This is a genomic window from Alicyclobacillus fructus (assembly GCF_017329605.1).
Classification (GTDB): Bacteria; Bacillota; Bacilli; order Alicyclobacillales; family Alicyclobacillaceae; genus Alicyclobacillus; species Alicyclobacillus fructus.
The window spans coordinates 35,623-51,104 of sequence record NZ_JAFMTY010000025.1; the positions used below are offsets into that span (position 1 = coordinate 35,623).

The 15,482-nt window shown below is 59.1% G+C and carries 17 protein-coding genes, 1 tRNA gene and 2 pseudogenes; 9 read left to right on the forward strand and 11 right to left on the reverse strand.

Features of this window, described 5'->3' with window-relative positions; all coding sequences use genetic code 11:
- The first annotated feature begins 4 nt into the window (after nucleotides 1-4).
- From J3481_RS12325 to J3481_RS12335, 3 genes are read left to right on the forward strand one after another with little or no spacing between them, the layout of a single operon-like run.
- A complete protein-coding gene (locus J3481_RS12325) occupies nucleotides 5-1,255 on the forward strand; it encodes a glycosyltransferase family 39 protein (protein WP_206832411.1) in 1,251 nt (416 codons plus the stop codon).
- 37 nt (nucleotides 1,256-1,292) lie between these two features.
- Nucleotides 1,293-2,210 (forward strand): glycosyltransferase family 2 protein, encoded by a 918-nt coding sequence (locus J3481_RS12330; protein ID WP_206832444.1) that lies wholly within the window; start codon nucleotides 1,293-1,295, stop codon nucleotides 2,208-2,210.
- A gap of 25 nt (nucleotides 2,211-2,235) precedes the next feature.
- Nucleotides 2,236-2,586, forward strand: a complete 351-nt coding sequence (locus tag J3481_RS12335) for a DMT family transporter (RefSeq protein WP_206832410.1) — start codon at nucleotides 2,236-2,238, stop codon at nucleotides 2,584-2,586.
- Nucleotides 2,587-2,609: 23 nt separating this feature from the next.
- Here the strand turns inward: J3481_RS12335 and dapF are convergent, their stop codons facing one another.
- Complete coding sequence (gene dapF / locus J3481_RS12340) at nucleotides 2,610-3,446, reverse strand: diaminopimelate epimerase (protein WP_206832409.1); 837 nt, start codon at nucleotides 3,444-3,446, stop codon at nucleotides 2,610-2,612.
- A gap of 138 nt (nucleotides 3,447-3,584) precedes the next feature.
- Between dapF and J3481_RS12345 the strand changes: the two genes are divergently transcribed.
- Both J3481_RS12345 and J3481_RS12350 read left to right on the forward strand, forming a co-directional pair.
- Nucleotides 3,585-3,671, forward strand: a tRNA-Leu gene (locus J3481_RS12345).
- Nucleotides 3,672-3,912: 241 nt separating this feature from the next.
- Nucleotides 3,913-4,416, forward strand: coding sequence for a CBO0543 family protein (locus J3481_RS12350; protein ID WP_206832408.1), 504 nt, complete (start codon nucleotides 3,913-3,915; stop codon nucleotides 4,414-4,416).
- Nucleotides 4,417-4,465: 49 nt separating this feature from the next.
- On the opposite strand, the gene J3481_RS12355 is transcribed toward J3481_RS12350, so the two are convergent.
- The 7 genes and pseudogenes from J3481_RS12355 to J3481_RS12380 all read right to left on the reverse strand — a co-directional run bounded on the left by J3481_RS12355 (nucleotide 4,466) and on the right by J3481_RS12380 (nucleotide 9,469).
- A complete protein-coding gene (locus J3481_RS12355) occupies nucleotides 4,466-5,827 on the reverse strand; it encodes a GH1 family beta-glucosidase (protein ID WP_206832407.1) in 1,362 nt (453 codons plus the stop codon).
- Between the two features lie 51 nt (nucleotides 5,828-5,878).
- Nucleotides 5,879-6,289 carry an oligopeptide/dipeptide ABC transporter ATP-binding protein gene (locus tag J3481_RS14985; protein ID WP_328702167.1) on the reverse strand — a complete coding sequence of 137 codons (411 nt, stop codon included), beginning with the start codon at nucleotides 6,287-6,289 and terminating at the stop codon, nucleotides 5,879-5,881.
- Between the two features lie 15 nt (nucleotides 6,290-6,304).
- Nucleotides 6,305-6,637, reverse strand: a pseudogene (locus J3481_RS14715) (ATP-binding cassette domain-containing protein); the annotation flags it as partial.
- A 57-nt stretch (nucleotides 6,638-6,694) separates the two neighbouring features.
- On the reverse strand, nucleotides 6,695-7,846 hold the full coding sequence (locus J3481_RS12365) for an RNA-guided endonuclease InsQ/TnpB family protein (RefSeq protein ID WP_206832406.1): 1,152 nt from the start codon (nucleotides 7,844-7,846) through the stop codon (nucleotides 6,695-6,697).
- A gap of 388 nt (nucleotides 7,847-8,234) precedes the next feature.
- Nucleotides 8,235-8,324, reverse strand: a pseudogene (locus J3481_RS14995) (ATP-binding cassette domain-containing protein); the annotation flags it as partial.
- Nucleotides 8,325-8,722: 398 nt separating this feature from the next.
- A complete protein-coding gene (locus J3481_RS12375; RefSeq protein ID WP_206832405.1) occupies nucleotides 8,723-9,139 on the reverse strand; it encodes a hypothetical protein in 417 nt (138 codons plus the stop codon).
- Between the two features lie 90 nt (nucleotides 9,140-9,229).
- A complete protein-coding gene (locus J3481_RS12380) occupies nucleotides 9,230-9,469 on the reverse strand; it encodes an indolepyruvate ferredoxin oxidoreductase subunit alpha (protein ID WP_008336977.1) in 240 nt (79 codons plus the stop codon).
- 759 nt (nucleotides 9,470-10,228) lie between these two features.
- Between J3481_RS12380 and pstB the strand changes: the two genes are divergently transcribed.
- The 3 genes from pstB (at nucleotide 10,229) to J3481_RS12395 (ending at nucleotide 11,939) form a co-directional block, all read left to right on the forward strand.
- The gene (pstB, locus tag J3481_RS12385) at nucleotides 10,229-10,969 is read left to right on the forward strand and encodes a phosphate ABC transporter ATP-binding protein PstB (RefSeq protein WP_206832443.1); all 741 of its coding nucleotides are present in this window, start codon (nucleotides 10,229-10,231) and stop codon (nucleotides 10,967-10,969) included.
- Between the two features lie 41 nt (nucleotides 10,970-11,010).
- A complete protein-coding gene (gene phoU, locus J3481_RS12390) occupies nucleotides 11,011-11,667 on the forward strand; it encodes a phosphate signaling complex protein PhoU (protein ID WP_206832404.1) in 657 nt (218 codons plus the stop codon).
- Between the two features lie 131 nt (nucleotides 11,668-11,798).
- Nucleotides 11,799-11,939, forward strand: a complete 141-nt coding sequence (locus tag J3481_RS12395) for a hypothetical protein (RefSeq protein ID WP_206832448.1) — start codon at nucleotides 11,799-11,801, stop codon at nucleotides 11,937-11,939.
- A gap of 70 nt (nucleotides 11,940-12,009) precedes the next feature.
- Here J3481_RS12395 and J3481_RS12400 read toward each other — a convergent pair whose 3' ends face one another.
- Entirely contained in the window at nucleotides 12,010-12,804 is a 795-nt protein-coding gene (locus J3481_RS12400) for a C40 family peptidase (RefSeq protein ID WP_328702134.1), read from the reverse strand.
- Nucleotides 12,805-13,145: 341 nt separating this feature from the next.
- Here J3481_RS12400 and J3481_RS12405 point away from each other — a divergent pair, with 341 nt between their 5' ends.
- Complete coding sequence (locus J3481_RS12405; RefSeq protein ID WP_206832402.1) at nucleotides 13,146-13,628, forward strand: flavin reductase family protein; 483 nt, start codon at nucleotides 13,146-13,148, stop codon at nucleotides 13,626-13,628.
- Here the strand turns inward: J3481_RS12405 and J3481_RS12410 are convergent.
- Both J3481_RS12410 and J3481_RS12415 read right to left on the reverse strand, forming a co-directional pair.
- Nucleotides 13,613-14,746, reverse strand: coding sequence for an MGDG synthase family glycosyltransferase (locus J3481_RS12410; RefSeq protein WP_206832401.1), 1,134 nt, complete (start codon nucleotides 14,744-14,746; stop codon nucleotides 13,613-13,615). The two genes, J3481_RS12405 and J3481_RS12410, sit on opposite strands and share 16 nt — an antisense overlap.
- Nucleotides 14,743-15,372: a YkoP family protein gene (locus tag J3481_RS12415; protein WP_206832400.1), complete on the reverse strand. Its 630-nt coding sequence runs from the start codon at nucleotides 15,370-15,372 to the stop codon at nucleotides 14,743-14,745. The genes J3481_RS12410 and J3481_RS12415 overlap by 4 nt, the downstream gene beginning before the upstream one ends.
- Nucleotides 15,373-15,482 lie beyond the last annotated feature (110 nt).

Sequence of the window (15,482 nt, forward strand, 5' to 3'; positions counted from 1 at the left end):
ATCGGTGAAGCGCCTTTCCTTTCAAGAGGACCGAGCGTGGATCGGCGTTTTGGCCGCCATCGCGCTCGTCTATCACGTGTATTTCATCGTCAAGGCGTGGGGCCAGCCCGTGTTGCTGTACGGGGACGCGTATTATTATGATCATTCCGCTCAAGAGCTGAACGCGCTGCACCTTTACGCTTATTGGAGCTGGGGCCCAGCCGCGCAGGTGACGCCGGGTTATCCGGTCTTCCTCGCGCTCGTGTACCGAGTCTCCCATCTGTTTACGCCAAGTCACGAAGCGGCGATGCACTTGGCCCAAGCGTGCCAGCACCTGTTGGCCGTGGCGTCGAGTGTCCTGATCTACGTCATCGCGCGCTTTCGCTTACCGAGGTACGCGAGTTTTCTCGCCGCGTTGCTGTGGACGGTGTACCCTCCCGTCGTGTACGCGAACGACCAATTGCTCACCGAGAACCTGTACATCCCCTTCCTGCTCGCATTCGTGTGGTCGTTCCTTGTTCTCGTTCGGGATCGCTCAAGAGCAAGCTTCGCCACCGCCGGCCTCCTGCTCGCGGTGACGACGCTCATCCGCCCGAGCGTAGCGCCGCTTCTGGCGGCGCCAGCCTGCCTGTTCCTGCAGCGTGACACAAGGCGCGCCTGGAAGAAGACGCTCACCAACTATGGCGTCTACGTCGCCGTGTTCGTCGTCGCCATGATCCCGTGGTGGGTTCGCAACCTCGTGGCCCTGCACCAATGGATCACGACCGATCTCGACGCCGCGAATCCGCTCTTGTTTGGCTCGGACCCGACCTTCTACAAGGACACCAGCCTTTCCAACGGGCTCACGTACGCGCAACAAAAGGCCCTTGCCATTCACCGGATCGAGGAGGGCTTTCGCACCCATCCACTTGGCTATCTCAAGTGGTACACTTTGGACAAACTCGGCTGGTTGTTCGGCACGCCGTGGTACACCAGTGCGCTGCCGCCGCACGCCGGTGCGTTGACGCGGGTCACGTTCGCGTACGCCCACCTGCACCTGCTCTGGGTGGTGGTCGGCGCCATCGGGCTCGCGGTGGGATTCGGCATGCGCTATATTCGATGGCTGAGCTGGCTGACCGCCTTTCTCATCGCCGTTCAGCTTCCGTTTATCCCGATCAACCGCTACGCCTATCCGATGATGCCCTTTTTGTTCGTGGGCGTTGGTGCGGTGATCTATCTGGTTGCAGCTTGGACGCGTCTGCGCAAGGGATCCCCGCGCGGCGCCGCCACATCGTAGGCCTAGACCAATCGAATCCTGGAGGCTTGTCGTGAAGATGCGAATCGCAGTCCTCATTCCGTGTTACAACGAAGAACTGACCATTGGCAAAGTGGTTCAGGACTTCCGGCGCGAGCTGCCAGACGCGGAAATTTACGTGTATGATAACAACTCGCGAGATCGCACGGCGGAAGTGGCAAGGCAGGCAGGCGCCATTGTTCGCAGAGAGACGCGTCAGGGGAAGGGAAACGTCGTGCGCTCGATGTTTCGCGACATCGACGCCGACGTGTACGTGATGACCGACGGGGACGATACGTACCCCGCCGAGTTCGTGCATGAGCTGATCCGCCCCATCGTCGAAGGTGAGGCGGACATGTGCATCGGCGATCGACATTCGGACGGATCGTATTCGAAGGAGAACAAGCGCCCATTTCACAACTTCGGAAACCAGTTGGTGCGCAAGCTCATCAATACCCTGTTTCACGCGGATCTTCGGGACATCATGACGGGCTACCGAGCCTTCAGCCGCCGCTTTGCAAAGACCATGCCCATTCAAAGCGAAGGATTTGAAATTGAGACGGAGATGACGCTCCACGCCTTGGACAAGCGGTTCCGCATCTTGGAGATCCCGATTCAATACCGCGATCGGCCTCCAGGCAGCCATTCCAAGCTGAACACGCTGAGCGACGGCATCCGCGTCCTGAAGACCGTTTTTTGGATTTTCAAGGACTACAAGCCTCTCGCCTTCTTTACGGCCGTGGCGCTCATCCTGTTCCTCGCGGGCCTTGGCGTTGGCATTCCCGTATTGTACGAGTACTTTTCGTTCGGCCGCATCGCCAAGATCCCGTCCGCCATTTTGGCGGTGGGATTCATGGTGCTGGCGACCAACAGCCTGACGTGCGGCTTTATCCTGGATACCATCGTGCGCCACCACCGAGACTACTACGAGCTCTTGCAGAACGAATTCAAAGGTTGAACACGAAGGAGCGCCGGACCCCCTCATGCGACTTGGCTACGCCATCCTGATTCTGCTCAACGTCTGCCTTCTCGTCGGTGGGCAAACGCTGTGGAAGTATGGGCTTCAACACCGCGACTTGAACAGCCTGCGATCCGTCATTGTGGCCATGTTCTCGCCGTGGGTGATCGCCGGAATTGTGCTGTATGTGATCGCGACAGTGATTTGGATCTTTTTGCTCAACAAACTGTCCCTCAGCCTGCTGTATCCGTTGCAAAGCCTCGCGTACGTCCTCGCGATCCTCGTGTCCATCTTCGTCTTTCACGAGCACGTGCCCTGGATCCGCTGGGCCGGCGTGCTCGTGATCTTGGCGGGCGTGGCGTTGGTGGCCGTGTAGGCGCGCCAGCCCGCCATCGCCTCTTACGCGTAGAACGTTCCTTCACACACCCAGTGCGCTTCACCGGTCATCCAGACATGGCCGTCATCGCGTATTTCGATGTCGAGATCGCCCCCTAACAGGTGGACCGTCACCCGATTCCTCACATATCCCTTTCTCGCCAGCGCCGCCACACTTGCGCACGCTCCCGTGCCACAGGCGAAGGTCACGCCCGATCCGCGTTCATACACCCGGAAGTCCACCTCGTCCGGCGCCAGCACGGACACAAACTCCACATTCACTCGCTCGGGGAAATCGGGATGAGATTCAATGGCGCGCCCAACGCGTTCCACGTCCACGTCGTCGACGCGATCGACCAACGTGACGAAATGCGGATTGCCCATACTGACGAGCGTCCCCGTGAAGCGCGTGCCACAGGCATCCACGCCAACATCCTCACCTCGATCCGGCCCGCGATACGGGACGGCCTGCGTGCCGAAACGCGGTTCGCCCATATCGATGGTCACCATCCGCACGCGCCCGTCCACGTCCAGATGGACCTGCGCCGCGACCACGCCGGCCCGCGTGGCGATAGAAAAGTGCGTCGCGTCGACAAGCCCTCGTTCGTAGGCGTATCTGGCGACGCAGCGAAGGCCGTTCCCGCAGGATTCCGCCTCCGATCCGTCCGCGTTCCAAATGCGCATGCCGACATCCGCGCTGTCCGAAGGCGTGACAAGGATGAGGCCGTCGGACCCGATCCCTCGCCGCACATCGCTGACCTGCCGAGCAAGGGAGGGCAGGTCGTCCGTGGGAAGGGTTGTCCGGGCCGTGTCCACGAACACATAGTTGTTTCCCAGCGCGTGCATCTTAAAGAACTGCATAAGAACGCCTCCTTGAGCACGGTGAAAAAAATCGGACCACGGATCAAATATTCGTTGCAAACCTGCGCGATTCCTTGTATAATGTACTCGTTCGCTCCGATAGGGATGCGGACGAGAGCGAAAGCTCCATCGAGACATGCGGTCGTGGCGGAATTGGCAGACGCGCTAGATTCAGGTTCTAGTGGGGGCAACTCCGTGGAGGTTCAAGTCCTCTCGACCGCACCAGTAAAGCAGAAATCCCGACCCTGCGCAAGGGTCGGGATTTTTCGTTGTTGGACATCCGAATGGCGCCACATGAAGGGAACCGAGTGTGAACCCGCTCGTCGCAGAATGGCTCTTAGGTAACACCACCTGCATCCGACCATGTTCGACCGTATGGGGAGCCTTTGTCCTCCTCATACTCAGAAATAAGCCTGCCGCACGGCCTCGCCCCCAGACGCCCGCGCAAGGAGCTGAGGCGAATCATGTGGTAGTCATCCTGTTCTCGGCTGGGTTTCTCGCCGCCGTCCTTGCCACGCGCACGCACGAGTACCTTACCCAGTACTGTAGGACTGTGTTATGGATTGCGGTCATCGCCCTCGTCTATAACCTGGTGTGCCGAGGGTACGCGATGTGGTATCACCCCAGGTGGTGGTTCATCACGGACAAACTGTCGCAAATGATTCAGATTTTCATCCTGTTCCCGTGCACGACGCTCCTGTTCCTGCGATATATGCCCTCTGCACTCGGTCGGCGGGTTCTGCACTTCGCCATATTTTTGGCTATCTACGCCGCCTTTGAAGTATGCCTGGTGATGTCGCACGAGATCGAATACTATCACGGCTGGACCTTTGGATGGTCCATCGTGCTGGACGCGTGCATGCTGTTTGTCATGTGGTTGCACCACCAAAATTGGCGCCTTGCTCTCGGATTCTGCGGACTCGTTACGTCGCTTTTCCTGGCCTGGTTTCATGTGCCCTTCGACACCTGATGGAGCATCAGAACAGGCCAGCGGACGCTGGCCTGTTCTGACGCCACCTTTATCGAGCGGTTTCCGCCGTCTCCGCGGGCACCAGTCCGTTCTCGCGGATGACGCGCTGATACCAGAAATAGCTGTCCTTTGGGATGCGGGCAAGTGTATCGTAATCCACGTACACGATGCCAAAGCGCTTCGTGTAGCCGAATGCCCATTCGAAGTTGTCCATGAGCGACCACACGTAATAACCGCGCAGATTGCCGCCTTCCTCGAGGAACCGATGCGCAGCCTCAAAGTGTGACGCGAGATAGGCCACTCGTTCGGCGTCGCGGACGCGCCCGTTTTCGACGCGATCGTCATACGCGGCGCCGTTCTCCGTGATGTAGATGGGCACATTGCCGTAATCTCGACGCAAACGGCTGAGCAAATCGTACAGGCCATCAGGATAAACTTCCCAGTCCATCTCGGTGCGAGGGCCTTCGCCCGGGAGATGGCGGATGCCGAGCAGCGGATCGGAAGGATCGTCGGCCACGACAGCCCGGGTGTAATAATTCACCCCCAGAAAATCGAGGGGTGCGGCGATCACGTCCAGATCACCGGGTTTCACAGCGTCGAAACCGCCAGTGACGTGATCGACGCGGCGGAAGAGCGCCTCTGGATATTGGGCTTTGAAAAGGGGATCGAGAAACCACCGGTTTTGGAACATGTCCTGCCGCTCCACTGCCGCAGCGTCCTCTGGATTCTCCGTGGCTGCATAGATGGGCGTGAGGTTGAGCGTGATCCCGATTTCGCCGCGCAGGCCGAGTGCGCGATACAGCCGCACGGCCCGACCGTGCGACAGGAGCAGATGATGCGCGGCGCGATACGCCCTTCGCCAGTCCTTCAGACCCGGCGCGTGCACGCCGACACCATACCCGAGGATGGAGGCGCACCAGGGTTCGTTGTGCGTGATCCACATCGGGACGAGATCGCCCAATTCGCTGAACAGGATCTCACTGTACTCCTCGAAACGCGAAACGGTGTCCCGGTTGTTCCAACCGCCCTCATCCTCGATCCACTGAGGAAGATCCCAGTGGTACATCGTGACGGCCGGCCGAATGCCGTTCTCTAGCAGTTCCGTGGCCAGCCGCTTGTAGAAATCGAGTCCCTTGACCCAGACGCGCCCCTTCTCGGGCATGACGCGAGGCCACGCGACGGAAAACCGGTAGGACGAGATGCCCAAATCTTTCATCAGCCGGACATCGTCTTGATACCGATGATAGTGATCGCAGGCGATGTCGCCGTTATGGCCATGCAACACTTTTCCGGGCGTATGGGAAAACGTGTCCCAGATGGACGGACCTCGCCCGCCCTCCCGCCAAGCCCCTTCGATCTGATAGGATGCCGTCGCGGTCCCCCAGACAAACCCCTCCGGAAATTTGCGCATGTTCCTCATCTCCTTCGCTCTCGAGTGAAAACCCACCATACGCGATGTCGCTCAGCCTGGGTGATGGCACGCGGCATAATGGCCCGGCGCCACTTCGGCGAGCGGAGGCTGCTGCGCTCGGCAGACCTCGGACATGAGCGGGCAACGATCGGCAAACGGACATCCGACGCGATCTTCCAGCAAGTTCGGCGGGCGGTTCGACGTCTCCGGCAAAGGCCCTTGGTGGCGCGTGCCTGGCGTGGCGGCAAGCAGCAGACGCGTGTACGGATGGGCAGGATGCCGAATCAGTTCCGCCGACGGCGCCGTTTCCATGACCTTGCCGCCGTACAGCACCATGATTCGGTTGCCGATGTAGCGCGCGGAGGCGAGATCGTGCGTGATGTAAAGGAACGCGATGTTCATCTCTTCGCGCAACTCGTTCATCAACTTCAGGATCCCGGCGCGTATCGACACGTCGAGCATCGAGATGGGTTCGTCAGCGACGATGAACTTTGGGTTGACGGCGAGCGCGCGGGCGATCGCGACGCGCTGCCGCTGGCCGCCCGACAATTCGTGCGGATACTTTCGCCGCGTCTCTGCGACGGGCGTCAGTCCCACCTTGGCCAGCAGCTCGTCGATCAGATCGCCGACCCGGCCCTGGCCTTCGCGGCGGTACTTCCTTACAGGAAACGCAAGGTGTTGTTCGATGGTCCTCGTCGGATTCAGCGAGCCAAACGGGTCCTGAAACACCATTTGCGCGTCCTTGCGATACGCCTTCAGATCGCGGCCGCGGATATGCGCGACGTTGCGGCCAGCCACCCAGATCTCGCCGTTCTGCGATTCATGGACAAATGTCCACTTCTCGCTTCCTGCTTCCGCGACCCATGACTAGCAGCCCAAGGCTGCCCCGCCAGAGGGATCTCCACAGGCGTCACTTCCCGCGGAACTCGCGGTACCGATTCTCAAAAGATTTTTCGCTGCGTTGATGTCGCGGTCATGCCGCGTGCGGCACACCGGGCACGTCCACGCCCGCACCGACCATGGCAACTCGCTCATCACGTGCCCGCACGCCGAACACGTCTTGCTACTCGCGTAAAACCGCGGCGCCACGATGAGTTCCGAACCATACCACGCGCACTTGTACGTCAGCATCCGCCGAAACCCACCAAAACCCATGTCCGAAATGGCTCGCGCCAACGCTCGATTTTGCATCATGCCTCGCACATGCAGGTCTTCCACGACAATCGCTCGCTTGGTTTTCGCAAGCTCCGTCGTCACCTGGTGCAAAAAGTCTTGTCGGATGTTGCGGATCTTCCGGTGCAGCCGAGCAAGCGCCAACGCCGACTTGCGCCGGTTTCGCGAGCCGGGTTTCTTTCGGCTATGCCGCCTCGACAGCCGCTTTAAGCGGCGAAGGTATCGGCGTAACGGCTTTGGCGCCTCGATTTTCGTCCCGTCGGATAACGTTACAAACCACGAAACCCCCAAATCCACACCCACCGGCTCGCCCGAAGGCGGCACAGGGTCGGGAATCTCCGTTTCTACTGCCAAACTCACATACCATCGATCCGCCTCCCGCTTGACCGTCGCCGACAAGATTCGGCCTTCGACACGCGGTTTCTCCTTCAGCCGAATCCGCCCGAGCCGAGGCAGTTGTACGGCGTTGTCCAAGACGCGAATCGAACCCGTCAGGCGAAACGAATCGTCACGCCCTTTTTTCTTGAACCGAGGGAATCCGACCTTGCGCCCTTCCTTCAACCCGCGAAAAAAGTGTTGAAACGCGCGATCCAAGTCCCGCAGCGCTTCCTGAGGAGCGCACTTGGAGACCTCATACATCCACGGGAAGTCGGTTTTCTTCAGGCGGTTGAGTTCCCGGTGCTGTTCGATGGCGTTCGTGCTTTGCCCCGTCTTCTCATAGAGCGCGATGCGTCGGGCAAGCCCCCAATTGTACGCAAATCGGGCTGCACCTGCGTGCTTCGCAAGCAGGACCCGTTGCATCCGATTCGGCGCCAACTCATACCGATACGCCCGATGAATCTTCACGCTCGAGAACCTCCAAAGCGCGCTTGGCGCGGTGACGAGCGGAACGCCGCCCGTACAACCGCGCACAGAACCGCCTTGACCACGACAAGCCTCTGTTCCATTGCAAATTCCATGAGCCGTGCGATTTGGCGATCCAAATCGGCTTTTCGGTCGGCGTTTGACACGCGCGCATACAAGGCCACGGCATTCGTCGTAGAGAGCTCGGCTTCGTGGACGAGGATGGTGCCCGAAGGGGTTTGGTCAAAAGGCAGCGGGCATCCGGCCTTCTTTTACCCAACGCCAGGCGGTTTTGTACGAGATTCCATTCTTTCTTGCCCAATCACTGAGTTTGATAGAATAGAATACATCCAATATGCACAATTATCCATCATTCAATGAGCAGTTCTCAACCCTCCGACGGCTCGATCATCCGCACCACGGCTTTGCCGATGGTCGACCTGCCCGATCCCGACTCGCCGACGAGCGACAACACCTCGCCCTAAGACCGCGCTGGGCGTTTCATCTTTTTGCACCTGACGCCGGAGTCGCCTTCTGATTGGGGCCCTTGAGTTGGCGTGCCACAGCCCGCCGAGCTCATGACGGCGACACCCACGGCAGCTGCCACTCCCTTGCTTTCGCTTCGCTCGTCCCATGCATGCGTTCCCCTCATCAAGCCATGTCAATGATCGTTCGAAATCGATTTCGATCCTGACGCACGGCAACCATTACAAGACAGACCCACACGACCGCAACACTGCTCTCGAAATCGATCCCAGTGGATTGTATAACGCTTTCATTCCTATTTTGCCACGCCAATGAAAGCGAATGCAAGAGGAAGACTTGCATCTATATCGAAATCGATTACCGACATGTCACGAGGGAGCCGCCCTCGTGAAATCACCCAGACCGATACCGAACCAGCGCCTGCTGCAAGGTTCGGAGCGAGGCCCGGAGCTCGCTGTACGCCTTGGCTGGCGCGCCTTCCCCGGTATACGCGTCCCACAACGCCACGACCTGCTGCGCATCCGCGAACAACTGCCCATTCGGCGACGAAGGCGATGCGCTGCTTCCCAAGGCCTCAACGGACTCGAGCTGTGTGTCAAAGCTCTCATTTCGGTTGGCTGCAAGGGCCCGTTCCACGCCGTTGTAAATCGCGTTGCAGACCGCGTAAAGCTTGGGATCCACGCTGGAATGATTCTGCACCAGCGAATGGGCTTGCGGATCGCCCGAGTCTGACGCACGCTGAGGCGTGCCACACCCTGCGACCAAGGTGAAACCAATCGCAGCGCACGCGATGACCCATCCACGCTTCACAGCGCTCCCTCCTCCCCACACAACCCTCTCAAGTCAAAACCGCCGGCCCGCACAAGCGGGACCGACGGCTCCGAAGCGTACAGCCGCACATCAGCGATTGCGGAAGAAGTTCCGGTTTTTCTCGATGAACTCCTTCTCATCCTCGGGGACGAATTCCTCCTGATAAATGGCGTTGACCGGGCAGACCGGCTCGCAAGCCGCGCAGTCAATGCACAAATCGGGGTCAATATAGTACTGATCCGGACCCTCGTGGATGGCGTCCACCGGGCACGTCTCCACGCAGTCCGCGGCCTTTTCCCCAATGCAAGGCGACGTGATGACAAACGGCATTCGCGTGAGCCTCCCTTGAAACCTTATCGTAGATGATGTCCTCGTTACAGATATACACCAAATCTATAGGAAAACTCAAACGAAAGTTTTTCAAAATCGCGTCTTTTTGCGTATGAAATTGCGCGCGAAGCCTTGATTGATGCAGTGTGATGCAGGTTGATGGTCTTTATTCTATCACGACTCGCGGCGCATCAGGCACGAGAATCGCCATGTGAATGACAAGGTGTCGAATTCACGATGGGTCTTCCAATACACGTCGAAGCGCGGGCACGAAGCACGGCCCGCGGACATGGAACATCCTAAAAAGGCGCCGCCTCCGACGAGGCGGCAAGCGCGGATTGGGGTTCATGCACGAACCGCTTGGCACAGGTCCAGCGCACCTTGACTGTAGCACGCAAACGTAAACCGCATGTGACACCGCTGTGAAGAGGATGTTGAAAGATGTTGAAGGAATCGGAGGCACTCGAGCGACCTTGTCGACACGCATTGTCACAAGTTCGACACATGTCCGCCCCCCTGAGCCGTCGCGATCGAGCAGATTTTCAGTAGACTAGGGCTTGTCATGATTCACATGTGCACACAAGAGCCACGCCGCGGTCACGCCGTGGCTTTTGTGTTGTTTCCCCACAAAAATCTACACAAACCTCACACGTCCTTAACATTCACCCGGTATTGTGTTCTGCGGAATCTTGCATGTCTCTGGGATAGAGAAATGAGCAATGGCATAGGATTGGGAGGAGACAAGTCGTGGGTAAATCCATGACCGTTCGCCGCTTGAACGCGTGGTACGGCGCACACCAAGTGTTGTACGACATTGATATGGACATCGAGGAAAATCGCGTGACCGCCATTATCGGTCCTTCCGGCTGCGGCAAATCGACGTTTATTCGGTGCCTGAACCGTATGCATGAAACCCATCCCCAGGCTCGTGTCCAGGGCGACATCCGTCTGGCGGACGAGTCGCTGTTTGATCTCGATCCCGTCGACGTTCGGCGGATGGTAGGAATGGTCTTTCAAAAACCCAACCCGTTCCCCACGATGTCCATCTTCGACAACATCGCCATCGGGTTGAAGTTGGCGGGTATTCGCAAGGGGAGCGAGCTTCGAGAGCGTGTGGAGCGGGCGCTCCGAATGGCGGCGCTGTGGGATGAGGTGAAAGATCGCCTCGCCAAGCCAGCGACGGCGCTCTCGGGCGGCCAGCAACAGCGTTTGTGCATCGCTCGCGCGATTGCCGTGGAACCGGAAGTATTGCTGATGGACGAGCCTGCTTCTGCGCTCGACCCCATATCCACCATGCGCATCGAAGAGCTGATTGAAGAGATCAAGCAGACGTACACCATCGTGATTGTGACACACAATATGCAACAGGCGGCGCGCATCGCCGACAAGACGGCGTTTTTCTACGAAGGTCGTCTGATCGAAATGGACGACACTTCACAAATGTTTACCAAACCGAGGGATCGTCGGACCGAGGACTATATCACCGGCCGATTTGGTTGAGAACCTTGGAGTCTGAGATCTGAAACGAAGGGACGAGCCGTATGCATCAGCGACAAAACTTTGACATTGCGCTCAAGGAACTGAAGTTGAAACTGTTACACATGGGCGGCGACGTCCAGGAATCCATCCGTCACGCTGTCGCGGCGGTGCTCAAGCATGATGAATCCCTCGCTCGGCGCGTGATAGAGCGGGACCACGAAATCAACCGGCAGGATCACGAAATCGAAGACCTATGCATTCGCCTCATCGCCACACAGCAGCCGGTGGCTGGCGACCTTCGTCGGATCGTCGCAGGCATGCGGCTCGCCGTCGACCTGGAACGCATGGGCGATCTCGCCGTGGATCTCGCAAAAACCGCCCTGCGGCTCAGCTCGCCTCCAGCGACGCATTCCGCCCGGCGTCTGCAGAGCATGGCCGAAGCGGTCGACAACATGGTTTCTGAGGGCCTGAACGCCTACGTCAACAGCGACGCGGAGGCCGCGCGCCGATTGGCACAGATGGACGACGGAGTCGATCGCGACTATCGCTTTCTCGTGGAAGAACTGTTCTCCGATGGATTGGACGCGGGCAGCTCGCCTCAGGAGCGCATGCTGATTGCGTTTTGCGGCCGCTATCTCGAACGAATTGGCGATCACGTCACCAATATTGGCGAAAGCGTACTCTACATCCTGACGGGAGAACGGTCCGACCTGAATTGACGTCGACACCCGTCGACGATTCCCGAGAAACTTGTGACATAACCGTCAAAGACGGACGCGGATGCTCCGTCTCCAAGGTCTTCGCACATGGTAGACTGGAAGCAGATGACCATGGCTAGGAGGGTGTTGTGGTGGAAATGAAGAAGGCCGCGCAAGATCCCGTCCAGCGCCTGTTGACGTTCGTCCGCTATGTTGAAAAAGCCGCTTTTGTTCTGTCTGCGGTCATCCTGGCCGGCACGGCCGGCTATGTGACGATACACGCTGTCTCGTGACGCCGTGTCCTAGCTATCACTCCGCTTAAAAAAGAGGGAGCGCGGATGTTCCGCGCTCCCTTTCATTGCTTCATCCGTTCTGCCCGATGACGCGGCGCGCGCCGATGTAGTGGCTCGCCCAGTAAGGATCCGATAGGCTGTCGATCTCGACGGACGTGCTCGCCGCATTAATAAATTGCCCATTCCCAAGGTAGATCCCGTCGTGCGACGGGCCGCTTCCATATGTATCAAAAAACACGATATCTCCCGGTTCCAACTCGCTTTCCGAAACTGGCACACCGGCCTCGTACTGCGCGTAACTCGTCCGCGGCAACTGAATGTAGAAGTGGGCGAAGACGTACTGAATCAATCCTGAGCAATCAAAAGCGGAAGGACCACTCGCTCCCCATTCGTATGGGTCACCGAGAAAGGTCCGCGCATAGTCTGCAACGGCAAACCCAAGAGCGCTCTGCGCGAGGGTCGCGTTCGAGGCTCCGGGAGCGCTTCCGCGGCTCGACAGCGATGACAACTTGGAAGCGGAATGGACCGCCGACGCCGCCTGTGAACTCGAAACGCGCAGCGTTTCACCGGGATGAATCGTACTGGAGGATGAGAGACCGTTCCACGCCTCAAGTTGAGCCATGCTGACGTGGAATTTCGCACTGATGGACCACAGAGAATCGCCCGGTTGGACGACGTACGTGGTAGCTCCCGGGCGCGAGGCGGAAGATGAGGAGGAAGCACCCGCGCTGGAGGATGTGGACGACACCACAAGAATCTGCCCCGGGTGAATGACCGTAGACGATAGGTGATTCCATTCCTCGAGATCACGCACCGTCACGTGGTATTTTGCGGCGATGCCGTAGAGGCTATCACCAGCGCGCACGGTGTACGTCGTGGACGAGGCCAACGCCGTGGCCGATGAGAAGGATAATCCCAAGCATGCGACAAAACAGCCTACGCCTGCTGCGATCTGAGAGCGCACTCGCCAAAGCCCCTTTGCTCGACTGGTATGCTGTTTCGGGGCCTATTATACCGGGCCCTCCCCAATTCGACAATCGTATTTTCATAGATTTGCAGACAACTTCGAACATCAGGACGATTTTTGTCTGCGAATCTCCAAGGACGTGGCTGGCCGTTCTCACCCACATCCGCCGCGACAAGTTTCCCGAAAACCGAGAGTCCGATACAATGGTAAGAGGGTTGAAAAATGAAAGGAGTCACATCATGGCGATTGACGAGAACGCATTCCGCAAGGCTCTGGCCCGGTTCGCCAGCGGCGTGACCGTCATCACGGCGGCGAAGGACGGGGCGATGGGCGGGATTACTGTCTCCGCCTTCTGCTCGCTGTCGCTGCGCCCACCGCTCGTTCTCGCGTGTATCGACGAGCGCGCCAGCATCCTCCCACTTCTTCGACAGTCCGGCGCCTTCGCTGTCAACATTTTGTCCGAGGATCAGTCTGGCCTCTCCAATCAGTTTGCAAGCAAAATGTCCGACAAGTTTCAGGGTATGCCATACGATATCGGACCGTGGGGTCAGCCGTTACTTGCAGGCGCCCATGCGCACCTCGTCTGCACACTCGCGCACGAATGGCAAGGTGGGGACCACCGCGTGCTCGTCGGGCAAGTCGAAGCGGCGTCCGTCGACGAATCGCGCAAGCCACTCCTCTATTACACGAGTCAGTACGGCTCGTTTCATCCTCTCTCCTGAACCACAAGCGGAGCCGCGTCCATCGCCTCGCGCGTCACGGCTGGGCGATTCCCCCAGGCCCGAGCCAGGCATGCGGCGACCCACGACGCGGCCCCGGGCCTTCCCAGTTCCGTCGCCCTCGCCTGCAGCGATCGCTGGAAGTCAGGAGACCACGCGGCAAATAGTCGGTCGAGATCGGTCAATGAGGCTGCGATTCGTCCAGCTCCGAGCTTCTCGATACACCGCGCGTTTTCTCGCTCCTGCCCAGGAAGCGGTTTGTAAAACACCATGGGCGTGCCCGACGCCAGGCACTCCGCGATGGTGACACCACCCGCCTTCGCGAGAACAAAGTCGGCTTGCTGGAGATGACTTGCCACATCGTCCGTGAAGCCGATGGGATGAATGCTCGTATGCCCGCTTCGCTGTGCAAATGCGCGCACACCCTCGAACATGCGCGAGTTGCGGCCGCACATGACCTCAATGACGTGATCGGGAAAGTGCGAGACCAGGCGTTCGAGCACCTCTTCGTACTGCGGAAACACCCCTCGCCCGCCGGTCAACATCACGATGCGGCGCGCATCTGCCCGGCGCGGCAGCGCACATCGGCGAAACTGATCGCGCACCGGGATGCCGCCCACCACCACCCGCACGTCCGGGCGCAAGCGGCGCACATGCGCCGCGGCGTCGTGCGTGGGCGCGATCACCAGATCGGCGTTGGGATGCACCCAACGACTGTGCACCGCGAAGTCGGTCAAGACGACAGCCACCAACGGCCGCCGTCCAGGCGGCAATTTCGCCAACGCGTGGTCAGGAAACAGTTGCACGATCACGTCCGGTTCAAAATCGCGAATCGCCCGCCACGCAGCCCGACGAGAAAAACGCGCCAAAGCCGCCCACAGGGGATGACGAATGGACAGATCTCGTGTCCAATCGTAACTCCATCCGTAGAGCGCAGGCGCATACCGGGTACTCCACTCGAAAATGCGTTCGTTCATCCGTGCGAGCGCCTCGTTTGTCTGACGGAAGGTGTCGACCGCGCGCACTTCCGCGCCGAGATCCCGCGTCAATGCCTCCGAAAGCGCTCGCGCCACCTGCACGTGCCCGTCGCCAAACGACGCGTAAAGCAACAGACATTTCATGAGTCCAGCGACACGACCTCGCCCGATCCCTGAGCGCCGGTTGCGCCGCCCTCGCGCGTCTCGAGAGCGCCTTCTCCAAACATCTCGATGATGTGCTGTTTCGAAGCGACGACGAGCTTGGGCTGCAACACCTCGCGATGCGTTTGCAGGATGTGATCCGCGTCCGGATTGACCATTTTCAAGATGTTGGTCAAATGCCAACTGGTGACGGCCCGCACAAACGGATTGCGCAGCGGATAGGTGTGAAAACCGAAGTGTTCGATTCCACGATGGATCATCGTGATTCCGTACAACACCTGGGCGTCCTGAAACTTCTCGTGCTGAACCGCCCGCGCAAGCGCCGGCATCGACACGCGAGCTTGTCGCAGCAGGCGCACAATCGCTCGAACGATATTGGAGTCTTCCCGCAAAGCTCGTTCGATCAGCGCATTGTTCATGTGCATCTCCACGACGGGATCGCCGGGGCGAACGACAATGCCGTCCACTTCGAAGGTCCGACCCAGATACCGACGCCGGGCGACGAAAAAGAGGTGCTCCTTGCCGGGCTCCAGTTCCTCCAGGTGCAGAGCGCGATGAAACAAGGCTTCCCATGCGTCAAAGACCGCCCGCGCTGCCCGATTTGGCATGGTCTCCCCTCCCTACCGTGAAAATGGCAAAAAAGGAACCCGGACCTTCCCTTCGTCAATCATGGAATATCGTGGATATTCTTTCAGGAGGCTTCCTCTGCGACGATGAC

Bases quoted from the DNA above. Each gene is read 5' to 3' on its own strand.
- pstB (WP_206832443.1), top strand. From the start codon at position 10,229: ATGACCGTTCGCCGCTTGAACGCGTGGTACGGCGCACACCAAGTGTTG.
- J3481_RS12330 (WP_206832444.1), top strand. From the start codon at position 1,293: ATGCGAATCGCAGTCCTCATTCCGTGTTACAACGAAGAACTGACCATT.
- J3481_RS12415 (WP_206832400.1), bottom strand. From the start codon at position 15,372: ATGCCAAATCGGGCAGCGCGGGCGGTCTTTGACGCATGGGAAGCCTTG.
- J3481_RS12405 (WP_206832402.1), top strand. From the start codon at position 13,146: ATGGCGATTGACGAGAACGCATTCCGCAAGGCTCTGGCCCGGTTCGCC.
- J3481_RS12355 (WP_206832407.1), bottom strand. From the start codon at position 5,827: ATGCGCAAATTTCCGGAGGGGTTTGTCTGGGGGACCGCGACGGCATCC.
- J3481_RS12380 (WP_008336977.1), bottom strand. From the start codon at position 9,469: ATGCCGTTTGTCATCACGTCGCCTTGCATTGGGGAAAAGGCCGCGGAC.
- J3481_RS12335 (WP_206832410.1), top strand. From the start codon at position 2,236: ATGCGACTTGGCTACGCCATCCTGATTCTGCTCAACGTCTGCCTTCTC.
- dapF (WP_206832409.1), bottom strand. From the start codon at position 3,446: ATGCAGTTCTTTAAGATGCACGCGCTGGGAAACAACTATGTGTTCGTG.
- J3481_RS14985 (WP_328702167.1), bottom strand. From the start codon at position 6,289: ATGCTCGACGTGTCGATACGCGCCGGGATCCTGAAGTTGATGAACGAG.
- phoU (WP_206832404.1), top strand. From the start codon at position 11,011: ATGCATCAGCGACAAAACTTTGACATTGCGCTCAAGGAACTGAAGTTG.
- J3481_RS12410 (WP_206832401.1), bottom strand. From the start codon at position 14,746: ATGAAATGTCTGTTGCTTTACGCGTCGTTTGGCGACGGGCACGTGCAG.